This is a genomic window from Streptomyces sp. NPDC023541, assembly GCF_055559995.1.
Window position 1 is genome coordinate 1 of sequence record NZ_JBVHJO010000022.1, and the last position, 20,316, is coordinate 20,316.

General features: G+C 71.6%; 21 protein-coding genes and 4 pseudogenes. 15 read left to right on the forward strand and 10 right to left on the reverse strand.

All coding sequences use genetic code 11. The features are described 5' to 3' along the window. Positions 1-132 (forward strand): annotated as a pseudogene (locus ACZ3X1_RS33345) (DUF2267 domain-containing protein); the annotation flags it as partial. Between the two features lie 119 nt (positions 133-251). After that, positions 252-692: an STAS domain-containing protein gene (locus ACZ3X1_RS33350; protein WP_467282714.1), complete on the forward strand. Its 441-nt coding sequence runs from the start codon at positions 252-254 to the stop codon at positions 690-692. A 246-nt stretch (positions 693-938) separates the two neighbouring features. Here the strand turns inward: ACZ3X1_RS33350 and ACZ3X1_RS33355 are convergent, their stop codons facing one another. After that, a complete protein-coding gene (locus ACZ3X1_RS33355) occupies positions 939-2,483 on the reverse strand; it encodes an FAD-dependent oxidoreductase (protein ID WP_467282716.1) in 1,545 nt (514 codons plus the stop codon). Between the two features lie 683 nt (positions 2,484-3,166). Between ACZ3X1_RS33355 and ACZ3X1_RS33360 the strand changes: the two genes are divergently transcribed. The 3 genes from ACZ3X1_RS33360 (at position 3,167) to ACZ3X1_RS33370 (ending at position 5,363) form a co-directional block, all read left to right on the forward strand. After that, entirely contained in the window at positions 3,167-3,619 is a 453-nt protein-coding gene (locus tag ACZ3X1_RS33360) for a DUF6098 family protein (RefSeq protein ID WP_356815047.1), read from the forward strand. 110 nt (positions 3,620-3,729) lie between these two features. Further along, complete coding sequence (locus ACZ3X1_RS33365) at positions 3,730-4,773, forward strand: YihY/virulence factor BrkB family protein (protein WP_467282719.1); 1,044 nt, start codon at positions 3,730-3,732, stop codon at positions 4,771-4,773. A 41-nt stretch (positions 4,774-4,814) separates the two neighbouring features. Next, positions 4,815-5,363 carry a phosphatase PAP2 family protein gene (locus ACZ3X1_RS33370; protein WP_467282721.1) on the forward strand — a complete coding sequence of 183 codons (549 nt, stop codon included), beginning with the start codon at positions 4,815-4,817 and terminating at the stop codon, positions 5,361-5,363. 104 nt (positions 5,364-5,467) lie between these two features. Here the strand turns inward: ACZ3X1_RS33370 and ACZ3X1_RS33375 are convergent, their stop codons facing one another. Together ACZ3X1_RS33375 and ACZ3X1_RS33380 are read right to left on the reverse strand one after the other, a co-directional pair. After that, on the reverse strand, positions 5,468-6,313 hold the full coding sequence (locus tag ACZ3X1_RS33375; protein WP_467282888.1) for a PaaX family transcriptional regulator C-terminal domain-containing protein: 846 nt from the start codon (positions 6,311-6,313) through the stop codon (positions 5,468-5,470). Between the two features lie 35 nt (positions 6,314-6,348). After that, positions 6,349-6,984 carry a GNAT family N-acetyltransferase gene (locus ACZ3X1_RS33380; RefSeq protein WP_362635122.1) on the reverse strand — a complete coding sequence of 212 codons (636 nt, stop codon included), beginning with the start codon at positions 6,982-6,984 and terminating at the stop codon, positions 6,349-6,351. A 109-nt stretch (positions 6,985-7,093) separates the two neighbouring features. Here ACZ3X1_RS33380 and ACZ3X1_RS33385 point away from each other — a divergent pair, with 109 nt between their 5' ends. Continuing rightward, positions 7,094-8,161: an alpha/beta hydrolase family protein gene (locus tag ACZ3X1_RS33385; RefSeq protein ID WP_467282725.1), complete on the forward strand. Its 1,068-nt coding sequence runs from the start codon at positions 7,094-7,096 to the stop codon at positions 8,159-8,161. Here ACZ3X1_RS33385 and ACZ3X1_RS33390 read toward each other — a convergent pair. The 3 genes and pseudogenes from ACZ3X1_RS33390 to ACZ3X1_RS33400 all read right to left on the reverse strand — a co-directional run. Then, positions 8,153-8,359: pseudogene (locus tag ACZ3X1_RS33390) on the reverse strand (SMI1/KNR4 family protein); the annotation flags it as partial. The gene ACZ3X1_RS33385 and the pseudogene ACZ3X1_RS33390 overlap by 9 nt on opposite strands. Next, positions 8,262-8,627, reverse strand: a complete 366-nt coding sequence (locus ACZ3X1_RS33395; RefSeq protein ID WP_467282728.1) for a sigma factor — start codon at positions 8,625-8,627, stop codon at positions 8,262-8,264. The pseudogene ACZ3X1_RS33390 and the gene ACZ3X1_RS33395, both read right to left, overlap by 98 nt. Before the next feature lie 55 nt (positions 8,628-8,682). Beyond that, on the reverse strand, positions 8,683-9,006 hold the full coding sequence (locus ACZ3X1_RS33400) for a YciI family protein (RefSeq protein ID WP_467282731.1): 324 nt from the start codon (positions 9,004-9,006) through the stop codon (positions 8,683-8,685). A 101-nt stretch (positions 9,007-9,107) separates the two neighbouring features. On the opposite strand from ACZ3X1_RS33400, the gene ACZ3X1_RS33405 reads away from it, so the two are divergent. Then, positions 9,108-9,752 (forward strand): DUF998 domain-containing protein, encoded by a 645-nt coding sequence (locus ACZ3X1_RS33405; RefSeq protein WP_467282733.1) that lies wholly within the window; start codon positions 9,108-9,110, stop codon positions 9,750-9,752. Positions 9,753-10,100: 348 nt separating this feature from the next. On the opposite strand, the gene ACZ3X1_RS33410 is transcribed toward ACZ3X1_RS33405, so the two are convergent. Continuing rightward, positions 10,101-11,069, reverse strand: a complete 969-nt coding sequence (locus tag ACZ3X1_RS33410; RefSeq protein WP_467282735.1) for a GlxA family transcriptional regulator — start codon at positions 11,067-11,069, stop codon at positions 10,101-10,103. A gap of 127 nt (positions 11,070-11,196) precedes the next feature. On the opposite strand from ACZ3X1_RS33410, the gene ACZ3X1_RS33415 reads away from it, so the two are divergent. The 5 genes and pseudogenes from ACZ3X1_RS33415 (at position 11,197) to ACZ3X1_RS33435 (ending at position 14,240) form a co-directional block, all read left to right on the forward strand. Further along, complete coding sequence (locus ACZ3X1_RS33415) at positions 11,197-11,628, forward strand: hypothetical protein (RefSeq protein WP_467282737.1); 432 nt, start codon at positions 11,197-11,199, stop codon at positions 11,626-11,628. Positions 11,629-11,718: 90 nt separating this feature from the next. Continuing rightward, positions 11,719-11,889, forward strand: a pseudogene (locus ACZ3X1_RS33420) (MFS transporter); the annotation flags it as partial. A 169-nt stretch (positions 11,890-12,058) separates the two neighbouring features. Continuing rightward, positions 12,059-12,580, forward strand: coding sequence for a DUF4396 domain-containing protein (locus ACZ3X1_RS33425; protein WP_467282739.1), 522 nt, complete (start codon positions 12,059-12,061; stop codon positions 12,578-12,580). A 100-nt stretch (positions 12,581-12,680) separates the two neighbouring features. Beyond that, positions 12,681-13,010, forward strand: a pseudogene (locus ACZ3X1_RS33430) (four-helix bundle copper-binding protein); the annotation flags it as partial. Between the two features lie 786 nt (positions 13,011-13,796). Beyond that, complete coding sequence (locus ACZ3X1_RS33435; RefSeq protein WP_467282742.1) at positions 13,797-14,240, forward strand: RICIN domain-containing protein; 444 nt, start codon at positions 13,797-13,799, stop codon at positions 14,238-14,240. 607 nt (positions 14,241-14,847) lie between these two features. Here ACZ3X1_RS33435 and ACZ3X1_RS33440 read toward each other — a convergent pair. Then, positions 14,848-15,840: a cation diffusion facilitator family transporter gene (locus tag ACZ3X1_RS33440; RefSeq protein ID WP_467282890.1), complete on the reverse strand. Its 993-nt coding sequence runs from the start codon at positions 15,838-15,840 to the stop codon at positions 14,848-14,850. Between the two features lie 242 nt (positions 15,841-16,082). On the opposite strand from ACZ3X1_RS33440, the gene ACZ3X1_RS33445 reads away from it, so the two are divergent. Beyond that, on the forward strand, positions 16,083-16,472 hold the full coding sequence (locus ACZ3X1_RS33445; RefSeq protein WP_362635105.1) for an ArsR/SmtB family transcription factor: 390 nt from the start codon (positions 16,083-16,085) through the stop codon (positions 16,470-16,472). A 24-nt stretch (positions 16,473-16,496) separates the two neighbouring features. Here ACZ3X1_RS33445 and chrA read toward each other — a convergent pair whose 3' ends face one another. Next, positions 16,497-17,906: a chromate efflux transporter gene (gene chrA, locus ACZ3X1_RS33450; RefSeq protein ID WP_467282745.1), complete on the reverse strand. Its 1,410-nt coding sequence runs from the start codon at positions 17,904-17,906 to the stop codon at positions 16,497-16,499. A 212-nt stretch (positions 17,907-18,118) separates the two neighbouring features. Between chrA and ACZ3X1_RS33455 the strand changes: the two genes are divergently transcribed. Together ACZ3X1_RS33455 and ACZ3X1_RS33460 are read left to right on the forward strand one after the other, a co-directional pair. Next, positions 18,119-18,610 carry a Chromate resistance protein ChrB gene (locus tag ACZ3X1_RS33455; protein WP_356814819.1) on the forward strand — a complete coding sequence of 164 codons (492 nt, stop codon included), beginning with the start codon at positions 18,119-18,121 and terminating at the stop codon, positions 18,608-18,610. Continuing rightward, positions 18,607-19,041: a chromate resistance protein ChrB domain-containing protein gene (locus ACZ3X1_RS33460; RefSeq protein ID WP_390080288.1), complete on the forward strand. Its 435-nt coding sequence runs from the start codon at positions 18,607-18,609 to the stop codon at positions 19,039-19,041. The genes ACZ3X1_RS33455 and ACZ3X1_RS33460 overlap by 4 nt, the downstream gene beginning before the upstream one ends. Positions 19,042-19,728: 687 nt before the next feature. Here ACZ3X1_RS33460 and ACZ3X1_RS33465 read toward each other — a convergent pair. Next, positions 19,729-20,307, reverse strand: coding sequence for a TetR/AcrR family transcriptional regulator (locus ACZ3X1_RS33465; RefSeq protein WP_467282748.1), 579 nt, complete (start codon positions 20,305-20,307; stop codon positions 19,729-19,731). Between the last annotated feature and the right edge of the window lie 9 nt (positions 20,308-20,316).

A 20,316-nucleotide genomic window follows, 5' to 3' on the forward strand; every position in this document is an offset into this window, starting at 1 on the left:
GGAGCCGTCCTCGCCGTCGTCGCCCGCCTCGCCGGACCCGACCTCCTCGCCCGCATCCTCCACCAGCTCCCCGACGGCTACGCCCTCCTCTTCGGGCAAGCAGACCTGCGCCCGCAGCAGCACGCTGCCTGACCGACCCGAGCGTCCCGGGCTGCCCGGCTCCGGGCACCCCGGGACCGGCGCGGGTCGCTCCCGCCCGAAAATCGGGCGGGAGCGCATCGAACCAGCCGATCATGGCGAGGTGAGACGACATGGACTTCCGCATGCCGATGAGGCGCTACGGGCCGACCGTGCACCTCACCCCTGCCGGTGAGCTCGACCTGCACACCCGATCCGCTCTCGACGAGACGCTGGCCGACCTCGACGACGGCGTCACCGTCGTGGCCTGCGACATGCGGCGCCTGAGCTTCATCGACGTCACCGGCCTGGACGGCCTCCTCGAATTCGCCCGCCGTCTCAACGGACGCGGCATCGCGTTCTTCGCCTACAACTGGCAGCCACAGCCCCGCCGCCTCCTCGACCTCATCGACGGCCTGTACCCGCCCCCCGACATCAACGGGAAACCGCGCTGCACATCCACCAGCCTGCTGCGCCGCAGCCTGCAGGATCGGGCCGCAGCCCGCCGAACCGCCGGGGTACGGGCCGGGGGAAGCCCCGTGGGCCGGACAGCCGCCGCATCACGATCGCGGTAGACCCGCGGCAGCCGTCCGGCACACCTGTCCACGATGCGCTCGGCTCGGTCCTGAGCTGCTGGAGCTGCCGGCCGACGAGTTCCGTCCGGTCTCTGGCGGCCGACGCTACTTCGACGACACTCCCTGGCCAGGAGCTCGGTGGCGGTCGTGACGGCGAGGTCCTGGGCCGGCCTTCGCGAGCTGCCGGGCGACATCATCGCTGGGGCCGAACGCACCACCTCGCCGGGCGTTCGTCCCGGTCGAGGGTCAGAGCCCGTCTGTGTCCTGCTGTTCCAGCGGGTGGAGTGCGGGACCCTGGAGGACCTCGCCGTCGAGGGCGAACCGGGACCCGTGGCAGGGGCACTCCCACGTCCGCTCTGCATTGTTGAAGGCGACGATGCAGCCGAGGTGCGTGCAGACGGCGGAGACCGCGTGCAGTTCGCCCTGCTCGTCGCGGTGGACGGCCCAGGGCCTGCCGTGGGCGCGTACGACGGTGCCCTCGCCGGGGCGCAGGGCGGCACCCGGGCCGTTCGTGCCGTCTCCCAGGGAGTCGAGGCGGCCTTTCACGAAGTGCTTGCCGGTGTCCCACTGTGCTTTGAGGAATGCGGGGGCGGTCCGGGCGGCCGATCCCAGGCGGCGGGGATCGTAGAACTCGGCCCATGCCGGGCGGGGGGCTGCGGTGATCAAGGAGGCGAGGAGCCGGCCGGCCAGCACGCCTCCGGTCATGCCCCATCCCGCGAACCCGGTGGCGGTGTAGACGTTCTGGTTTCCGGGGCGCATGGGCCCGATCAGGGGGATGGTGTCGGTGGCACTGTTGTCCTGGGCCGCCCACCGATGAGTGGTCTTGAAGCCGGGGAACCGCTGCTCGGCCCAGGACTGGAGACGGGCGTACCGGGCCTCGGTGTCTTCGCCGGCGCCCGGCGTGAAGGCTTCCCCGGTGACGATCAGCAGCCTCTCACCGTCGGGTCCGGGCGCGGTGCGTACGGATCGCTTGCCGTCCTCGCTCGTGATGTACATGCCGGCCGGGTCGAGGCCTGCGGGGACGGGGCCGGCGATGACGAGGTCGCGGTGCTGCGTGAGGCGTGTCGACAGCAGGGCGTGGTCGAAGACGGGGTGGTGCGTTGCGACGACCACGTGCCGGGCAGTGACGGTTTCTCCCGACTCCGTGGTGAGCCGGCAGGGCTCGCCCTCGTCGAGCTCGGTGACACGGGTGCCCTCGTAGATCTGCCCGCCGCGCGCGGTGAGGTCGTCGGCGAGGGCGCGCAGGTACTTCAGAGGGTGGAACTGAGCCTGGCCGTCGACCCTGACGGCACCCGCCACCGGATAGGGCAGGCCGGTAGCGGTGACGAAGTCCGCGCTCAGCCCCGCCTCCCGGGCTGCCTGCGCCTCCGTACGCAGTGCCTGCACTCCCTCGGGGTCCTCGCAATAGGTGAAGGCGGGACGCCGTTCGAGCTCGCAGTCGACATCGAGTTCCGCTGCCACCTCCAGGAGGTGGTGGAGCGCGGCGCTCTGGGAAGTGGCGTAGAGGCCGGCGGCCTCCTCCCCGTGCTGTGAGCGCAGCTGACTGTAGATGCTCGTGTGCAGAGCGGTGACCTTGCCTGTCGTATGACCGGTCACACCGGCCGCGATCCGGCCCGCTTCGAGGACGATGACGTGGCGGCCCGCGCGGGAAAGTTCCCAGGCGGTGCTGAGACCTGCGATACCTGCGCCGATTACGACTACGTCCGCCTGCGTCGGCGCCGCGAGGGACCGAAAGGCGGGCATCTCGACCGTCTGCATCCAGTAGCTGCTCGCATCGGGGAATCGCTTCATGCCCTGCGACTGCCCGCGGAGCAGCCGCGTGATGCACACCGCCGGCTTCCCGCCGTCCTGGCGGGCTTCACCGGCCACAGACCTCTGACGACGCGGTTCTGCCCTCGGATCGGCGAAATGCCGCCGGCCCGGACGCCTCCGCCCACGGCCCCCGGCATGCCGGCGAAGTCGCAGATGTACCGGGAGGGCAGGCGAGCTCCCATCCGGGTGTGGGGCGTCCGCCGTGCGCGTGGACGGCGCCCGGGATGCGGGGCTCCTCTTCGAACGGGCCGTGGCGGAAAGGGATTTCGCGAAGGCGTGCGACCTGCCGGCGCCGGAGACCCGGGCGGCTGTGGAGCAGGACGAGAAGCAGAACTGCGCGAAGGCATTGGAAACCCATGAACTCCCGGCGTCGGACGCGGTGGACGGTGTCGAAGTGTACGGTCGGCAGGCGTTGGCCCGGACTGGCACGCAAACGCTGTTCCTGTCGCTGGCTGACATCCGCCCCGCAGCGGGAACGCGCTCGCTTGTACGCGTCGGTGTTGTGCCCGAGGGCGCAGAACTGCTCCGCCCGTCGGCGCCCGCACGCTCCGCCGGGATGGCGCCGCCGTGCGCCTTCCGCCCGCGCCGTGATCCTCAAAGCGGACCAGGCGGTCCGGAAAGGCTCTGCCGCTATCCGGCGCAGAGCTGGGTAGCCGCCGCGTATGGACGGGGTTCGGGACTGGTCGATGGCGGTCATCGGGTCGCTGGACGAACTGACGGCGCTGCTCACCGGCCGACGGGGACTGTATGTGCGCTGGTCGATGGGCCCGCAACTCGATCTCTCGCGCGAGCCGTCGAGCCGGGACGCGCTCACCGGCATCGAACTGCCCGGCCTGTCGGCGAACCCCATGGACGTCGAGGACTGGTGGGGAGAGCGGCCGCTGCGCACATGGGCCGCGCGACGCCTGTACGACTACTCGCACTTGCCGCGTGTCAAGGACACCCGGGTCAGGCCCTGGCTGCTTGTGGGCACCGAGGCCGGGCGCGGACCCGACAACGAGCCTCTCGTGCGGGACGTGGAGCCCCTCGGGTGGGTCGATCAGAAGGTGATCACGGAGGCGGAGGAGGAGATCCACCAGCAGCAGGGCGTATGGGGGCCGCTCAACCGCAGGTGAGAGGCCGCTTTCGGTCGCCCGGCGCACCGCGGACTGCCCCGCCGGCCACCCGGAACCGGCTGGACCGGCGGTTGGTGCATGAGACGCGCGGGAGAGGAAAGCCGCCGGGTATGACACATACACCGAAACGAGAGCCCGGCGGCACCCCCCGGCCGCGGGGGACGGATCGGACCGAGGGCGCGGGACCGGACGGGCAGGTGGAAGAGCGGGCTCCGGACCGGTTGTCGGACATGCCCAAACACTCGTGGACGGCGACGCTGCGCGGCACGCTGAAGGAGTTCAAGGACGACGAGCTGGCCGACCGGGCCGCCGCCTTGACCTACTACGGGGTGCTTGCCCTCTTCCCGGCGCTGCTGGTGCTGGTATCGCTGCTGGGTATCGCCGGAGAGTCGGCGACCAAGCAGGTGCTGGACAACCTGCAGAAGCTGACGCCCGGCTCCGCACGCGATGTGATCAGCAATGCGGTCCAGCAGCTGCAGGGGAACGCCGGTATCGGCTCGCTCGTGGCGATCGTCGGCCTGGCCGTGGCGATCTGGTCGGCCTCCGGTTACGTCGCCGCGTTCATCCGCACCTCGAACGCCGTCTACGACATGCCCGAGGGCCGGCCGGTGTGGAAGGTCCTGCCGCTACGGCTGGCGCTGACGATCACACTGATGATCCTCGCGGTGGCCAGTGCACTGATCGTGATCTTCACCGGCACTCTGGCCCGGCAGGCGGGAGCCGCTCTCGGGGTCGGTGACACGGCGATGACGGCGTGGTCGATCGCGAAGTGGCCGGTCCTGGTCCTGCTTGTCACGATCATGATTGCGATCCTGTACTGGGCGGCGCCGAACGCCAAGGGCCGCGGCTTCAAGTGGATCACCCCCGGGAGCTTCCTGGCACTGGTGATCTGGATGATCGCCTCCGCGGGCTTCGCGTTCTACGTGGCCAACTTCGGCTCGTACAACAAGACGTACGGCACCCTCGCCGGAGTGATCGTCTTCTTGATCTGGCTGTGGATCACCAACCTGGCCATCCTCCTCGGCCTGGAGTTCGACGCCGAGATGGTCCGCCAGCGCGCCATCGCCGGCGGCCACCCCGAGGACGAGGAGCCCTACGTCGAGCCCCGCGACACCCGCAAGTGGAGTGACGAGGACCGCCGCCGCCTGGCATGAGCGGGGCGTGCGACGCCGCAGGTGGGGGAAGCCTGGGGAACATGGACATCCTGGCGTCGCTGCGCGGCGCCGATCATCGCCTGACCCAACGGATGGCCGCATGGGACTCCGCCTGGGCGCGCCGGCTCCTGCCTCCGGTCGAGGAGGCGGTCGAGCACACGAAGCTGTGGTGGGCGGCCGCGGGGGTGATGGCGGCCGGCGGGGGCCGGCGCGGCCGCAAGGCGGCCGCCGCCGGGATCACGGCCATGGCGTTGGCGGAGCTGCTGTCCAACGGAGTGGCGAAACAGCTCATCGAGCGCCGCCGCCCACCCAAGGAGTGGATCCCGCACTCGGACGTCCAGGACCGCCCTGACAGCTCCTCCTTCCCCTCCGGCCACACCGCCGCCGCCGTGGCGTTCACCGCGGCCATCGCGCCCACATGGCCGTGGGCGGGCGCCGCATGCTGCGTACCGACCGTGATGGTGGCGGTCGAGAGGGTGCACAGCGGCGCGCACTACCCCACCGACGTCGCGGCCGGGGCAGCCATCGGGCTGGCCGCGGCCGCGCTCCTGCGGGCAACGCCCCGCCTGCTCCTCCACGGCCTGCGCTGACCCCGGGTGGCCGGGCGGGTGACCGGTCGGTCTCGGAGGCATCGGCGTACCCCCGGCGAATGCACCGGCCGGTACGAATGGAAGTGCACGCCCTCTGTCCTTCTTCAGCGCCGGGCCCGGGCTGCAGCTTCCCGGGTGATGTCGGCGTAGAGGCGGAAGAGGGCCGGGCGGGCCTCGCCGCCCTCTCGTTCGTGCAGGACCGCCCAGCACCGGGCCACGAGCTCCCGGGCCCGGGTGCCGGGCCAGGGCCGGGGCAGGAGCTGAGGCGGCAACAGCGGGTCGGGCTCCATGGCGCGGGTCAGTTCAGCGGCAAGCTCGACCGCGATGGTGAGGAGTGCGGGCGGGGAGAGTTGGACACGGCCGGTGAGCCGGGCCAGGCGGGGCCGGGTGATGCGGCTGAGACGGTGGTAGCGGTCGGCGATCTCCTGCAGGGGCCACAGGCGGCGGGCGAGTTCGACGGGCTCTCGGGCGTCGCCCTTGCGCAGGTCGGTCGTGGTGAGAAGGGTGAGCGCGCCATGGGCGCCGAGGCGGTGGGCCGCTTCTTCGACGTACGGCTCCCAGGCGTTGGCGCAGACGTACAGTCCGCCCTGGAGCGGGGCGCCGCCGAGGTGGACGAGCGTCTCACGCAGTGCGTCCCGGGCCGTGCGCGCCGATTCGGGCACCGCGAAGGCGGCCAGGTGCCAGACACCGTTCCAGGGCGCGAGCCCGGCGTCCTGCCGGAAAGCGTGCCGGAGGAAGTCCGCACGGGGAGCCAGGGCACGCGTGGTGTCCGCGGTCGCGTGCAACTGCGCCTTGCGGCCGCGGCCCTCGTGGGTGAACCGGCCCTCGGCCACGAGGCGTTTGACGCACAGCCGCACCTGCTGGTCGCTCATGCCCAGGGTGTTGGCGACGGTGTAGAGCTCGTCCGCGCCGACGGTGCCGTCCTCGCGGATCAGCGCGTGGACGAGCATGCGGGTGGGGACCTCGACGGGGTCCGCCTCGGCGCTCACAGTTCTCTCGCCCTTCCCGTTCCCACGGCGCGACGCATGGTGGTCACCGCGCCGAACCCCAGCAGCCCGCGCAGGTACGGCGTGCGTTCGGTCCGCGTGGCCGTGAAGCCGCGTCGCTCGTACAGGGCCCGGGCGCGCGGATTGGTGTCGATCACATCCAGTCTGATCTCCCGGCAATGTTGCTCCGCCGCGACGGCGGCCACTTCCTCGATGAGCAGACTGCCGACGCCACGCCCGCGCATGCCCGGGTCCACGGCGATGCCGTCCATGACGAGCTGGCCGGGGGCCGCGTGGCGTTCGAACAGGGCGAGCAGCAGAAGTCTGGGCAGCCCCCGCAGGTGTCCGTAGGCGCGCAGTACGGCGCAGGCCGACCCCCCGGTGAGGGCACGGCCGCCGAGCTGGTAGCCGGCGAGGCCGACGAGCTGCCCGTCCAGGAGCGCGCACACCGCTCGGTCGGCGTTCAGGTGGGCGGCGATGAAGGGCACCGCCTTGTCCGGCGGATTCAGCGCAGGGCCGAGCTTGCGGCCGAAGGCGTCCCAGTACATCTCGGCCGCCCGCCGCTCGGCGCCGGCCGGAAGGCCCCGCCTGACCACCACCGGTCCGGCGCCGGTGTCCGTCGTGTCCACTCCCATGCCGTGCCCTCCTTCGTCACTGCAACCCGAGCTCAAAACTATCATTCTTCCAACGACCGTGCTTGTGCTGATAGTTTCTGGGCTCATCCGAACAGAGGCGGTCAGTCCCATGCATCCACAGCTCCAGCCCCGACGGCGCGGGCTCCGCACAGCCGTGTGGTCACTGGTCACCACCCTGGTCGTGGCCACCGGTCTCGTCGGTGTGGTGCTGTGGCAGCACTCCTACGCCATGGACGAGCAGCGGGTGTCGATCCGCCACGGCGGCCACACCCTCAACGCAGTACTGGCCACCCCCAAGGACGGCCGCAAGCACCACGGCCTGGTCGTGTACGTCCACGGCGACGGCCCCGTCGACGCCACCCATGACGACGGGTACAAACCCCTGTGGGAAGCGAACGCCAAAGCCGGCTACGCCTCCCTGTCCTGGGACAAGCCCGGCGTCGCGGGCGCGCCGGGGAACTGGCTCGGCCAGTCCATGGACGACCGGGCCGACGAGGCGGCCGCCGCCATCGCCTGGGCGCGCGCCCGCCCCGACATCGACGGCGACCGGATCGGGCTCTGGGGCGCCAGCCAGGCAGGCTGGGTCCTGCCGAAGGTCGCAGCCAAGACGCCCGTGAGCTTCGTCATCGCCGTCTCGCCCGCGATCAACTGGCTCCGGCAGGGCCGCTACCACCTCCTCGCCGAACTGCGCGCCGACGGAGCGTCAGCGAGCCGTACCGGCGCGGCGATCGCCAAGAGCGACACCACCCGACGGCTGCTGGAACGCCACGCGACCTTCGAGGAGTACGTCAGGGCCATGGACGGCGACGCGGACGGCATGACCGCCGATCGCTGGGGCTTCATCTCCAAGAACTACACCGCGGACGCCACGCAGGACCTCCGCGCCCTGCGCGGCGTACCGGTGCTGCTGGCCCTCGCGGGTCATGACATGAACGTGGACACCGCCGACACGGAGCGCGTCTACCGCGAGGTGCTGGACCCGGGCGGTGTATTGACCGCCGAGCGCTACCCGGACGCGACCCATTCATTTCTCAAGCAGTCCATCGAGCGGTCGGACCTCAAGATCACGCTCACTGCGCTCTTCACGCCCCGCTCGCTCTTCGCGGACGGATTCCTGGACGGCCAACGGCAGTTCCTCAAGGATCTCGGCTCGGGCGGGGTGGTGCGTTCACGGTGAGTGCGCGAGCCGCTGCCGCATCGGATGTGCTCGGAGCCGGGGTGAGGTGAGCTTCAGAGCCCGGTTGTCCTGTCCGGCAGCCATGTGGTCGAGCCATCGTTCATACCAGGCGAGGAAGTCCGGGGCCGAAGAGACGTTCGGGCCCCAGAAGCCGTCGGCGCTGCCGATGAGCATGCGCCCGGTGAGGGGGCCGGTGGTGGGCGAGCTGCTCCTGCTTGTGCATCAGCAGCCGGGAGCGTCGCATGTGGTCAACGGCCCGCCGCTTGGCGGTGGTCGTCAGCCAGGCGCCGGGGTTCTCCGGGACGCCCGCGGCGGGCCACTGCTCGAGCGCGGCGACGAGCGCGTCCTGGGCCAACTCCTCGGCGAGACCGACGTCGTGCACCATCCGCGTGAGCCCGGCGATGATCTTTGCCGACTCGAGTTTCCAGACCGCGTCGATCGTGCGACGGGTATCCGGCACAGCCATGATCACAGCACCTGCCCCAGCCCGCCCGCAAGCCGGGGCCCGCGCTCCTCGCCGCTCAGGGTCCGAAGGCCTGCTGCACCACGCTTTCGCCGTCACCGACGATCCGGCGGAAGCGGCGGGCCAGCTCGATCGCCTCCTCCTTGGACCGGACCTCGATCAGCGCAAAGCCGGCCACGGCTTCCTTGGCCTCGGCGAACGGCCCGTCCGTCACCGTGATGTCGCCGCCCGCGCAGCTCACCAGTACTCCGCCCGGCTCCAGGCCCCCGGTGGCCAGCAGCACACCTGCCGCCGTCAGCTCCTCGACGAACCTGCCCATCTCCACGTACAGCTTCTCGTCGGGAGCGGTGTCGGTAGGCCGGGTCGTCATCAGGTAACGCATGGGGTTTCCCTCGTCTCGTCGTACGGATCTTCTGCCTCTACGTCGAACAGGAGCATGTGACAGGGAACGTCCCGCATTCCCTGTCACATCGGCTGATCGACGTGTCACCGAGAGCGAACACGACGAACCCGAGAGGCACACCGTGCCCCCCCAGACCACCACCGCCGCTTCCACCGCCACCCCGCGCTGCCGCCACCACCCCCGCCCTCCTCACTTTCGACATCACCCGCCACCCGCTGAGCGCACTGAGCAACGGCTCCCTGGGCTGGCTCCAGATCGCCAACTTCCTGGTAGCCGGAGCCCTGCTCGCCGTCGGCGCGACCGGCCTGCGCCGCGCCCTGCGCGGCACCCCCGGAAGCACCTGGGCGCCACGGCTGGTGAGGATCAGCGGCGTCGGCATGGTCGCTGCGGGACTGTTCGTCATGGACCCGGCAGACGGCTTCCCCTCCGGCACCCCCTACGGGCCGCCCGCCGCACTCACCTGGCACAGCTACGCCCACTTCGCAGCGGGGTCGATCACTTTCACCTCGCTGATCGCCGCCTGCTACGTCCTGGGCCGCCACTTCAGCCGCATCGGAAACCGCAGGCACGCGATCGCCTCCCGCGCCGCCGGCACCGCCCTGCTGCTCGGCAACGGCTGGGCGATGACCGGCGGCAGGGCCGGCACCCTCACGCTGGCCGTCGGAGCCATCACCGCGATGCTTTGGGTCGCCACCACCGCGCACCACTACCGCCGCGCCCGCTGAAGAACCACCCACGTCCCGTCCCGGTTCCCGCCCTCCTCGGGCACAATGACGCGTCAATCCCCTCCAGCTGGCAGCGCCGCTTGCCCGACAGCGCCCGGGCTGCGCCTGACCAGGCAGGTGCGGCCCGGCCGAGGCCGCGGTCTGCGCCTACGGCGCGGGGATCGCTCCGCCGCCGGCGGCCTCCTCAGATCCGCGCCCGGGGCGGTCCGCCCCGGCGCAGCTGGATCTGTCGATCGACCCGTCGGCGCCGCTGGAATTCGCAGCCCTGCACCCACCCGCCGCCCGGGGGGCGTGAACGGCGTCACCGGGCGTACGGCGGCGTGAGGGTGCGGGGCCCGCCGAGCCGCGTCACTCCGCCTTCCGCGCTGCGTTCCGGTAGCGCGAGGGCGAGATCCCGAACCGGCGTGTGAACGCCTGCCGCATCGCCTCCGCGCTGCCGAACCCGCATCGGTCCGCCACGGCCTCCAGCGGCAGGGCGGTGGAAGCGAGCAACTGCGCCGCGACCTCCGCCCGGGCGAGACGGACGTAGCGGGCCGGTGTCTGCCCCAGATGATGCGTGAACAGCCGGGTGAGATGCCGTGGTGTCACCCCTGCCCGCGCGGCCAGCGCCTTCGTACTCAAATCGGCGCCCGGGTGCGCCGCGATGTGCTCCACAAGTCCCCTGGTCACCTCGTCACGCGGAACGGGGGCGGACGTGAACAGGCTCATCTGCGCTTGACTGCCGGGCCGTTGCAGGTAGACGACCAGGTCCCGGGCCACCTGTCGGGCCAGGTCCGGTCCGTGGTCCTCCTCGATGAAGGCCAGCGTGAGGTCCAGGGCGCTGGTGACTCCCGCCGCCGTGTAGACGTTGCCGTCGCGAACGTAGATCGGCGCGGGGTCGAACGTGACCTGCGGGTTCTCGTCGGCGAGTGCACGCGCATACCGCCAGTGCGTGGTCGCCCGTCGCCCGTCGAGCAGCCCGGCGGCGGCCAGGACCGCCGCCCCGGTGCACACCGATGCCACGCGGCGGCTCTCCTTCGCCAGCCGGCGCACGTGTGCCACGAGCCGCGAGTCGGCCGCCGCCCGCTCGAAACCGACGCCACCGGAGACGATCAGGGTGTCCAGCGGGCCGACAAGCCGTTCGAGGGCCTCGTCGGCACCCAGCGTGAGCCCCGTACCGCAGACGAGGGGACTGCCGCCCGGCCCGGCCAGGCGCACCCGGTACGGCACAGTCGGCGTACCGATCCCGTTGGCCATGCCCAACGGCGTCGTCACGCAGGCGATGTCCAGCAATTCGGCTGCCTCGTATCCGACCACCACCATCAGCCGCTCCGCCATGCGGTGACCCTATGCCGGAAGGACGGGTACCCCAAGAAGCCGGACATCGTTCCTTCCGGCTCTTCCGCGACGTTCGATCTGCCTGGACGGTGGAGCCGTTGGTGCACCCCCCGCCGAGAGGAACGCGATGAACTCCGCACCTGAGAACGCCACGGGGACCCTGCCGCGCCGGCTGGTGCACCGCTGGCCCACCGTCGCCGCGGTCGCAGTAGTGATCGCAACCTTCGTGGACGGCGTTCCGCCCCTCGCCATGCTCGCCGCTCTGCTCGCGATCATGCCGGTCTGCTATCTGCTCTTCGGGGCGTTCCGCGGAGAACTGCGCGACCTCCGCATTCTGGTCCTTCAGTTGGCAGGCCTTGTCGGCCTGGCCGCCGTGGCCGCGCTGGCCCTTGCACTGGGAGAGACCGTGGGCCTGCACGTGGTGGCCGCAGGCTGGCTGGCTCACGGCGTCTGGGACATCGCCCACCACCGCACGGGCCGGGTTGTCCCAAGGGCCTGGTCCGAATGGTGCGCGGTCGTCGACGTGGGCGGAGCGCTCGCGATCCTGGCTCTCCTGTGACGGCCGGCGGCCAGTGGAAGAACGCTGTCGATGCCTCCGACCGGCGACGGCGTCCTCGGCGGCTGACCGTGACCGAACAGCGGGGGAGCTGTGATGCTCTTCGGCCACAGCCCCACGGAGCTCGGCAAGGCGTTGGCCCTGTACGGCGCGGCCGCCCCGGCCGGCGGCACCGCGGAAGTCCCGGGTGGGATGTTCACCGAGGGGGCCAGCCGGCCGTGGGTGTTCATCATCCATGTCCCGATCGGCATCGCCACCTGCCTGTGGTCCGCGCCCCCCCGGCAGCCGGCTGGGCAACAACCGGTCCGTAGGTCGCCGCGCGAGCAGGATCCGGGAACACCGCCGCCTCTTGCATATACCCCTGGGGGGTATATGGTGGTGCTGTGAGTCCGCGGGGGCGGGGTCACACTGGACGGGATTGGGGATGACGGTCATGGACCACGGCGCACACCACACCAGCACCGCGCACGACCACGCCGCGCACCAGGCGCACGCCGGTCACGCCGGGCATCAGAGGGGCGGGGTGACGTGGGGGGCCGCGGCGAAGGCGACGCTGCACTGCCTGTCCGGCTGTGCGATCGGTGAGATCCTCGGCATGGTCATCGGCACCGCCCTGATGTGGGGCAACGTCCAGACGATGGTCCTGGCGATCACCCTGGCGTTCGTCTTCGGCTACTCGTTCACCTTGTTCGCGGTCCGCAAGGCCGGCCTGGACTTCAAGACGGCCGTGAAGGTGGCGCTGGCCGCTGACACCGTCTCGATCGCGGTGATGGAGCTCGTCGACAACGGGATCATCGCCCTGGTCCCCGGGGCGATGGACGCCCACCTGTCGGACGCGCTGTTCTGGACGGCGCTGCTGGGCGGCTTCGTCGTGGCCTTCGTGGTCACGACGCCGGTGAACAAGTGGATGATCGGCCGCGGCAAGGGCCACGCCGTCGTCCACGCCTACCACTGACCGCAGCCGTGCGGCCCCGCGTCCGGAGGTGTTGGCTGGAGGTACCGGGGGCTTCCATGGAGGCCGCCCCGGATCGCCGGCCCCGCAGGGGAACGGAGGCATCGAGGAGTGCATCGCCTGCGCACAGGCGTGTACGGCGTGCGCCGACGCCTGCCTGTCCGAAGGCATGGCCGGCGATCTCGCCAAGTGCATCCGCACCGACATGGACTGCGCCGACATCTGCACCACCGCCGCCGCGGTCCTCTCCCGCCACACCGGCTACGACGCCAACATCACCGCCGCGATCCTCAAGGCGTGCTCCATGGTCTGCAAGGCGTGCGGCGACGAACGCGGACGCCACGCGGACATGCACGAGCACTGCCGCCTCTGCGCCGAAGCCTGCCGCTCCTGCGAACAGGCGTGCAACGAACTCCTCGACGCACTCGGCTGAGACAGGCCGACCGCGGGGCAGCGCGCCGGCGGGACCTGCCCCGCCGGCGCCGCCGCCCGTAGCGGGTTGTCCCGTGCGCCTTGAGCGCGGCCGCGTCCGCTGCCAGCCGGACGCGCAGGCCCTCCGTCCCACCGCCCGTGAGCGCCGCCCGGGCGGCCGGCTGCATGCGGCACCGTGCCCTCCGGCCCCGGCAGCGCCAAGGCGATCTCCTCATCGACAGCCTCTACCCACCCGCCGACCGCAACGGCAACCACGACGGCCCCACCCAACTGCTGCGCCACCCCCTCCAGGGCTCCGTTGATGCCGCCCGTGCGGGCGGAGCAGCAAGAGCCCGACAGGACACTCCGCGCCGGGCCGAGCCCCCGTCCCGTCAGGCGCCGGGCAGCCGACCGGCAGCTGAGGCAACCCCCGCGCCGGACAGGTACGCCGGTGGCGGTCACCGGCACGGTGAGCGCCGCTGCCGACGCACGGTAGGTGTCACCAGCGGCAGCTGTCGACCTGCGTTGTGGCGTTGGTGAGGCGCCGTAGTTGTCACCGGATGGGCACGCTGCCAGTCGCCGGCAACGGGATCTCGCGCAGAGCAACTGCCCCCGGACACACCATGGGAGGCATCGGAGGACGCCTCCACCGAGCCGGTCGAACACCGGGACGCATTCGCTGTACTCCTGAAGGGTGACGCAGAGCCTTTCCGACCCTCTGTCGCACGTTGGCAGGGAAGGGATCCGCCTGGCCCAACAGATCAGTGGCGACCCGCACGGGCGCCGCACGTCAGAAGTGGAGTCGGCCATGACACCCGTACCGAACGGCACGTACACGATCACCCGCCCTCGCGAGCAGCTGCTCACGCTGCTGGACGGGGCATCGGAGCCCAAGACCCCCGTTGTCCTGCTGCCTCCCACCGGCAACCCCGGCGAGCAGGAGTGGCAGCTGGAGAGACTCGGCAACGGCAACTACACGATCCGCAATCTCCGCAGTGAAACCTATGTCTCCTACGACGGCGAGCCGGAGACGAACAAGCCGGTCGTCGGATACCCCGAGCCGCGCGAGTGGGCGCTCTACCAGTGCGACCAGCCCCACACCTTCCACGTCGTCGTCCCCGGAGGCCCCGTCGACGGCGAGGAGCTGGCCCTGGACCTCAGCGTGCTGCGGATCTTCCCGCCCCGTATCGCCCTGAGGCCACTCGACGTCAACGACCGAAGCCAGGCGTGGACCTTCCAGTTCATGGAGTAGAGGCGTGAACCGGGTGCCCGGGCCGGCAGCCGACCCGGGCACCGCCCCGAGAACGCGGCCACTGTCGTGCTTCGGCTCACTGAAGGGGTATGCCTCCTGCTGCGGGCGGACGCTGGCCGCCTGGAACGACACGTCGATGGAGGCGAGGTCGGTGAATTCGGCTTCGAGCTGGTCGGCGCAGGTGCCGCCGTCTTCGAAGTGGATGTCCTGGAGTCAATCGACGGCCCACGCCATCTGCTGGACGCAGTCGACCTTCGCGAGGCCGGGCGTGGTGCCGAGGCGGAAAGCCCGGGGGAGGGGCTTGCCGGAGGTGGTGCAACGGCAGGAAGTCGAGCGGGGAGGGCCCCGGGCTCGGGTAGACGACTCGGACAGAACACCGAGCGGGTATTGCCCGGTGGCCTTCGCGGTGTTGGCCGTCTTGCGGTGCATGGCGACCCGCGCCGTGGAGATGGCCGCGGCCGGATGTCGGGCCGCCAGGTCGGCCGCTCCAGCACCGGCCGCTTGAGCGCGGCTGGATCGCCGCCCGGGTGATGGGCCGCAGAAGGGCGCCTTCGTGCACGAGACCGGGGGAGCCGGCGGCCGGGCCGTTCTGGGCTCTTGGGCGGGGTCAGGGCGGGGTCAGGGAGGGCCGGCCCGCCCCGTGATGCGCGAGCACGGCGTGCTGGCCGGCACTGTGGGTGTGGTCGGTGTGAACGGTCGCGGCGGTCAGCCGGGGCACCGCGTGGATCAGCGCGTGCTCGGCCGCGACCGCGAGCTCGTGGGCCTGCACGACCGTCAACTGGGGATCGACGACGATGTCGGCCTCCGCGCGCAGGGTGTGTCCGATCCACCGCATCCGCACCTGCCCCAGACCGCGGACGCCGTCCACACTGCGCAGGGCGTGCTCGGCGTTGTCGACGAGGGCGGGGTCGACGGAGTCCATCAGCCGTCGGCAGACCTCCCGGGCCGCGCCGCGCAGCACCGCGAGGATCGCGAGAGTGATGAGCAGGCCGACGAGGGGGTCGGCGTACCTCCAGCCGATGGCAGCGCCACCCGCGCCGAACAGTACGGCGAGCGAGGTGAAGCCGTCGGTGCGGGCGTGCAGTCCGTCGGCGACCAGTGCGGCCGAGCCGATTTTCCGGCCGGTGCGGATCCGGTAGCGGGCCACCCATTCGTTGCCGATGAACCCGACGAGTGCGGCGGCCGCCACCGCCCACAGGTGGGTGATCTCCCGCGGGTTCAGCAGCCGGTCGACGGCCGTGTAGGCGGCCAGGGCGCAGGACGCGGCGATGGTCAGCACGATGGCGACGCCGGCGAGGTCCTCGGCGCGGCCGTAGCCGTAGGTGTAGCGGCGGTTCGCCGCCCGCCGTCCCAGTACGAACGCGATGCCCAGCGGGACGGCGGTCAGCGCGTCGGCCGCGTTGTGGACGGTGTCGCCCAGCAGCGCCACGGATCCCGACAGCGCGACCACCGCCGCCTGGACGACGGTGGTCAGACCCAGGATGCCCAGTGACAGCCACAGGGTGCGCATGCCCTCCTTCGAGGTCTCCATCGCGGAGTCGACCTTGTCGCCCGCCTCGTGGCTGTGCGGGGCCACCAGATGTGCGACGTGATGACGCAGATGACGCAGACGCGACCACCGCGAACCCGCACCGCCATGACCATGGTCATGGCCATGGCGGTCGCGATGCCCGTCGGCAGGGCCGTGGTTGTGATCGTGTTCGTGGTGGGTGCTCACGGCAAAAGCGCCTTCCGGGAGACGAAGGGAGGGCCCAGCCCAGGACCTTGGCGGCTCTGTGCGACACCACCACCATACAAGAACACCTGAACAGGTCTTCATGTGTTGCCGGTAGGATGGGCGCCATGGGCCACGAAACCGACGGCGGACACCGCGCCACCACCCGCGAACGCCTCGACGCCGTCGGGACCGCCGACGTCGCAGCCACCCTCCAGGCCCTGGCCACCCCCTCCCGGCTGCGTATCCTCGCCCGCCTCCAGGAAGGCCCGTGCGCGGTGGCCGTACTCGCCGAAGCCGTCGAGATGGAACCCTCCGCCTGCTCCCACCAGCTGCGCCTCCTGCGCAACCTCGGCCTGGTCGCCGGAGAGCGCCAGGGGCGCTCGATCATCTACGCCCTCTACGACCACCACGTCGCCCAGCTCCTGGACCAAGCCCTCTTCCACGTCGAGCACCTGCGCATGGGCCTGCGCGACACCCCACCCGCCGCCGCGGCACCCGCCGACGCCGCCCTGTAGCGGATCCTCGGCCGGCCCGACGGCTCAGACGCCGGGAAGGCCTACCACGGCTGCGCCCAGTCCGAGGGCCGCGCAGACGCCGAGGGTGCGCAGGACGCTCCAGCGGAGCTTGAAGATCAGCAGCGCCGCGATCACCGCGATCGCGAGGGCGGCAGGGCGCAGTGTGGCCAGGTCGGGCAGGGCGATGTGCACAGGGCCGAAGCTCTTGTCGGCCACGTCTGTGAAGAGGGTGTGTTCGGCGAAGTACAGGGCGAGGTTGGCGATGACGCCGACGACGGCGGCGGTGATGCCGGTCAGGGCGGCGGAAATCCTGCGGTTGCCGCGAAGGCGCTCGATGTAGGGGGCGCCGAGGAGGATGAACAGGAAGCACGGCACGAAGGTGACCCAGGTGGTGAGCAGGGCGCCGAGCAGGGCCGCGGCCCACGGGTCGAGGCTGCCGGGGTCGCGGTAGGCGCCGAGGAACGCGACGAACTGCACCACCATGATCAGCGGACCCGGCGTCGTCTCGGCCAGAGCGAGGCCGCTGACCATCTCCTTGGCGCTGAGCCAGCCGTAGGTCTGCACGGCCTGCTGCGCGACGAAGGCCAGGACGGCGTAGGCGCCGCCGAAGGTCACCAGCGCGGTGCCGGAGAAGAACAGGCCTTGGGCGGTGAACACGCTGTCGGCGCCGGTCAGGAGAGCGACGGCGGCCACCGGGACGGCCCACAGCAGCAGGCCCGCGGTGAGGATGCGCCAGGTGCGCCGACGGCCGGGCTGCTCGTGGTGCAGGGCGTCATCGGGGATCAGCGGCGGCGGCCCGTCACCGGCCCCGTGCCCGGCCGCGGGCTTCAGGGCGCCGGGCCTGAAGTGGCCGATGAGCCACCCGGCGAGAGCGGCGGCGGCGATCACGGCGGGGAACGGCACCGAGAACAACGCCAGCGCCGCGAAGGAGACGGCGGCGAGGGCGACCAGGAGCGGGTGGGTCAGGGAGCGCTTGGCGACCCGGGAGACCGCCTGGACGACGATGGCGGCCACCGCGGGCGCCAGGCCGGCGAACACGCCGGTGACGGCTGCCGTCGAGCCGAAGGAGACGTAGAGCGCGGACAGCGCGAGCAGCGCGAGGACCCCGGGCAGGACGAAGAGGGTGCCGGCGATCAGCCCGCCGCGGGTGCCGTTGAGAAGCCACCCGGTGTAGATCGCCAGCTGCTGGGCCTCCGGTCCCGGCAGGAGCATGCAGTAGCTCAGGGCGTGGTTGAACCGCTGCTGGCCGATCCAGCGCTTGTCCTCCACCAGGGCCCGCTGCATCACCGCGATCTGCCCGGCCGGACCGCCGAACGTCTGCCAGGAGATCGCGAACCACGCGCGGATCGCCTGCCGCAGCGCAATGACATCGCCACCGGCCAGGGCTTGATCGGCTTTGTCCGGGGTGCTCGGGGGCTGGTCGGTGGCGGTCACCGGCACGGTCTCCGTCCTGATGGAGCCGCACGAGACGGCCGGGGGTCCGGACGGCACGGGGGTGCGCGACCGCGCATCCCCACCCGCCCCTGCTGTGCAACCATGGTTACATCAGTCCTCGGGTCGTCGGAAGGGAGATCTCGGGGGATGGACATGAACAGCTCGTTGCAGCCTCTGGACGCGGCCGGAACAGACCCCTCAGGGCACCCGGCGTGAGCAGCCCGGGCATTGAGCAGCAATGGGTGCTGCTCTCCTACCGTCTGCCCCGCGAGCCCTCCACCCCGCGGATCACCGTGTGGCGCAAGCTCAAGCGCCTGGGCGTCGCGCAGATCAGCGACGGCCTCATCGCGCTGCCCGCCGACGCCCGCACCCAGGAGCAGCTGGAGTGGATCGCCGAGGAGGTCACCGACTTCGGCGGCCACGCCACGGTGTGGATCGCCCACCCGGCCGCCGCCGGCCACGAACAGCAGCTCGTCCACGCCATGACCCAGGCCCGGGCCACCGAGTACCAGCAGGTCCTCGCCCGGGCCGAAGCCGCCCACGACACCGGCGACGCCGAACGGCTGCGCACGCTGACCAGACTCCGCGCCGAACTCCGGCGCATCCAGCGCCGCGACTACTACCCCCCACCCGACCGGCTCGCCGCCGAAGCCGCCGTCAACGCCCTGCACCCCGCCAACGCCACCGAGGAGAGCACCCCATGAAGTGGGCCACCCGCGCCGGCATCCACATCGACCGCGCCGCCTGCGCCTGGCTGATCGGCCGCTTCATCGACCCCGCAGCCGAGTTCGTCTTCGTCACCGACCCCGCCCAGGTCCCGAAGGACGCCACCCCCTTCGACATGCGCGGCGCCGAACTCGGCCACCACCACGGCGACTGCAGCTTCGAGACCATCCTGCGCGTCCACCGCCTCACCGACGACCCTGCCCTGCGACGCATCGCACAGATCGTCCACGAAGCCGACATCGACGACGAACGCTTCCACGCCCCCGAGGCCCCCGGCCTCGACGTCGTCCTGCGGGGCCTGTCCATGACCGGCGACGACACCCGCACCATGGCCGTCGCCAACCCCCTCTTCGACGGCCTCCACGAGTACTACCGGCGGGCCGACGCCCTGGGCCGCGAACCCGCCTGACGCCCCCGAAGCCCGCCTCGGCCCCTGCCCGCTCCCGGCCGTACGCGAGAGAGCCCCGCACCGGGAGCGACACCTTCACACCCGTCCTGTGACAGATCGACCATGATGGCCCCCCATCCCGCGCGCGGACGGCCCTGGATCTGCCGAGGGGGCGTCGCAGGCCGTGCACGGAGCCTCCTCACCGCACCCCGGGGAGCGCCATGTCCCGTGACCAAGCCCGCCCCGCCGTGCTCGCCGCCGTGCTGATCGCGGTCCTCGCGGCCTCGGCCGCGCCACGTCGGCGCATGTGGAGGTCGAGGCGGGCGATGCCCGCGCTCTGGCCCGCAACGTCCCCCTGACCTTCGTCGCGGAGTCCGAGTCCGCCTCGGCCGGCATCACGAAGCGCCGACGGCCGCGCCGACGGCTGGATCGAACCGGAGGAGTCCACCGGCGGCGGACACGGCGCCTCGGCTCCCGTCCTCGCTCTGCGGCCGGCCGCGCTCGGAGACCGGTCACCCCCAGCTCCAACCCCGCGGCCGAACCCGCCACCGCGGCCATCGCGGCCATGGCTTCCCACACGGCCTCCTCGTCGCGGTCCGGCACGGGGGTCTCCTCGTGCTGACGACTATGGGGGCTTGGGGAGAAGGGGCGTCCCATCGCTGCCCCCTCCAGAGCGAGGTGGGCCGACGCGGCCGGCGCGATGGTGTGTCAGACCACGGAGAGCCGGTCCACCAGCAGTTCCACCCTCTGCTCGGTGTCCTGCGGCGGCAGTCGTCCGGCTCGGGTCAGGGTGGCCAGCCCGTGCAGGGCCGCCCAGAACGTCTCGGTGAACAGCCCCGGGGCGACGCCGTCCCCGGCGACCTCGCCCAGGTGCTCCAGCAGCGCGGCGAAAGCGTCCTTGAGAGGTTCCGGGGTGTCCTCCTGCGCGTACGCCAGGCCGCCGTCGAGCTGGAAGATGGCGTCGTAGACCGCCGGGTTGCGTGCGGCGAAGTCGAGGTAGGCGCGGGCGAGGGCGGACACCCGTTCGCGCGGGCCGCCTGCGGCGGCGGTCGCGGCACGCACCGCCGCGGCCAGCTCGGCGGCGCCCTCCAGGGCGACGGCGCCGATGATCTCCCGTTTGCCGCGGAAGTGGCTGTAGAGGACGGGCTGGCTGTATTCGATGCGCTCGGCGAGCCGGCGGGTGGTGACCGCGTCCCAGCCCTGCTGCTCGGCGAGTTCGCGGGCCGTCGCCACGATGAGGCGCTCGCGCTTCGCCCGCTCGCGCTCCTTGCGTTCCTGTACCGACATGATTCGATC

Bases quoted from the DNA above. Each gene is read 5' to 3' on its own strand.
- ACZ3X1_RS33350 (WP_467282714.1), top strand. From the start codon at position 252: ATGGACTTCCGCATGCCGATGAGGCGCTACGGGCCGACCGTGCACCTC.
- ACZ3X1_RS33355 (WP_467282716.1), bottom strand. From the start codon at position 2,483: ATGAAGCGATTCCCCGATGCGAGCAGCTACTGGATGCAGACGGTCGAG.
- ACZ3X1_RS33360 (WP_356815047.1), top strand. From the start codon at position 3,167: ATGGACGGGGTTCGGGACTGGTCGATGGCGGTCATCGGGTCGCTGGAC.
- ACZ3X1_RS33365 (WP_467282719.1), top strand. From the start codon at position 3,730: ATGACACATACACCGAAACGAGAGCCCGGCGGCACCCCCCGGCCGCGG.
- ACZ3X1_RS33370 (WP_467282721.1), top strand. From the start codon at position 4,815: ATGGACATCCTGGCGTCGCTGCGCGGCGCCGATCATCGCCTGACCCAA.
- ACZ3X1_RS33375 (WP_467282888.1), bottom strand. From the start codon at position 6,313: ATGCTCGTCCACGCGCTGATCCGCGAGGACGGCACCGTCGGCGCGGAC.
- ACZ3X1_RS33380 (WP_362635122.1), bottom strand. From the start codon at position 6,984: ATGGGAGTGGACACGACGGACACCGGCGCCGGACCGGTGGTGGTCAGG.
- ACZ3X1_RS33385 (WP_467282725.1), top strand. From the start codon at position 7,094: ATGCATCCACAGCTCCAGCCCCGACGGCGCGGGCTCCGCACAGCCGTG.
- ACZ3X1_RS33395 (WP_467282728.1), bottom strand. From the start codon at position 8,627: ATGGCTGTGCCGGATACCCGTCGCACGATCGACGCGGTCTGGAAACTC.
- ACZ3X1_RS33400 (WP_467282731.1), bottom strand. From the start codon at position 9,006: ATGCGTTACCTGATGACGACCCGGCCTACCGACACCGCTCCCGACGAG.
- ACZ3X1_RS33410 (WP_467282735.1), bottom strand. From the start codon at position 11,069: ATGGCGGAGCGGCTGATGGTGGTGGTCGGATACGAGGCAGCCGAATTG.
- ACZ3X1_RS33415 (WP_467282737.1), top strand. From the start codon at position 11,197: ATGAACTCCGCACCTGAGAACGCCACGGGGACCCTGCCGCGCCGGCTG.
- ACZ3X1_RS33425 (WP_467282739.1), top strand. From the start codon at position 12,059: ATGGACCACGGCGCACACCACACCAGCACCGCGCACGACCACGCCGCG.
- ACZ3X1_RS33435 (WP_467282742.1), top strand. From the start codon at position 13,797: ATGACACCCGTACCGAACGGCACGTACACGATCACCCGCCCTCGCGAG.
- ACZ3X1_RS33445 (WP_362635105.1), top strand. From the start codon at position 16,083: ATGGGCCACGAAACCGACGGCGGACACCGCGCCACCACCCGCGAACGC.
- ACZ3X1_RS33460 (WP_390080288.1), top strand. From the start codon at position 18,607: ATGAAGTGGGCCACCCGCGCCGGCATCCACATCGACCGCGCCGCCTGC.
- ACZ3X1_RS33465 (WP_467282748.1), bottom strand. From the start codon at position 20,307: ATGTCGGTACAGGAACGCAAGGAGCGCGAGCGGGCGAAGCGCGAGCGC.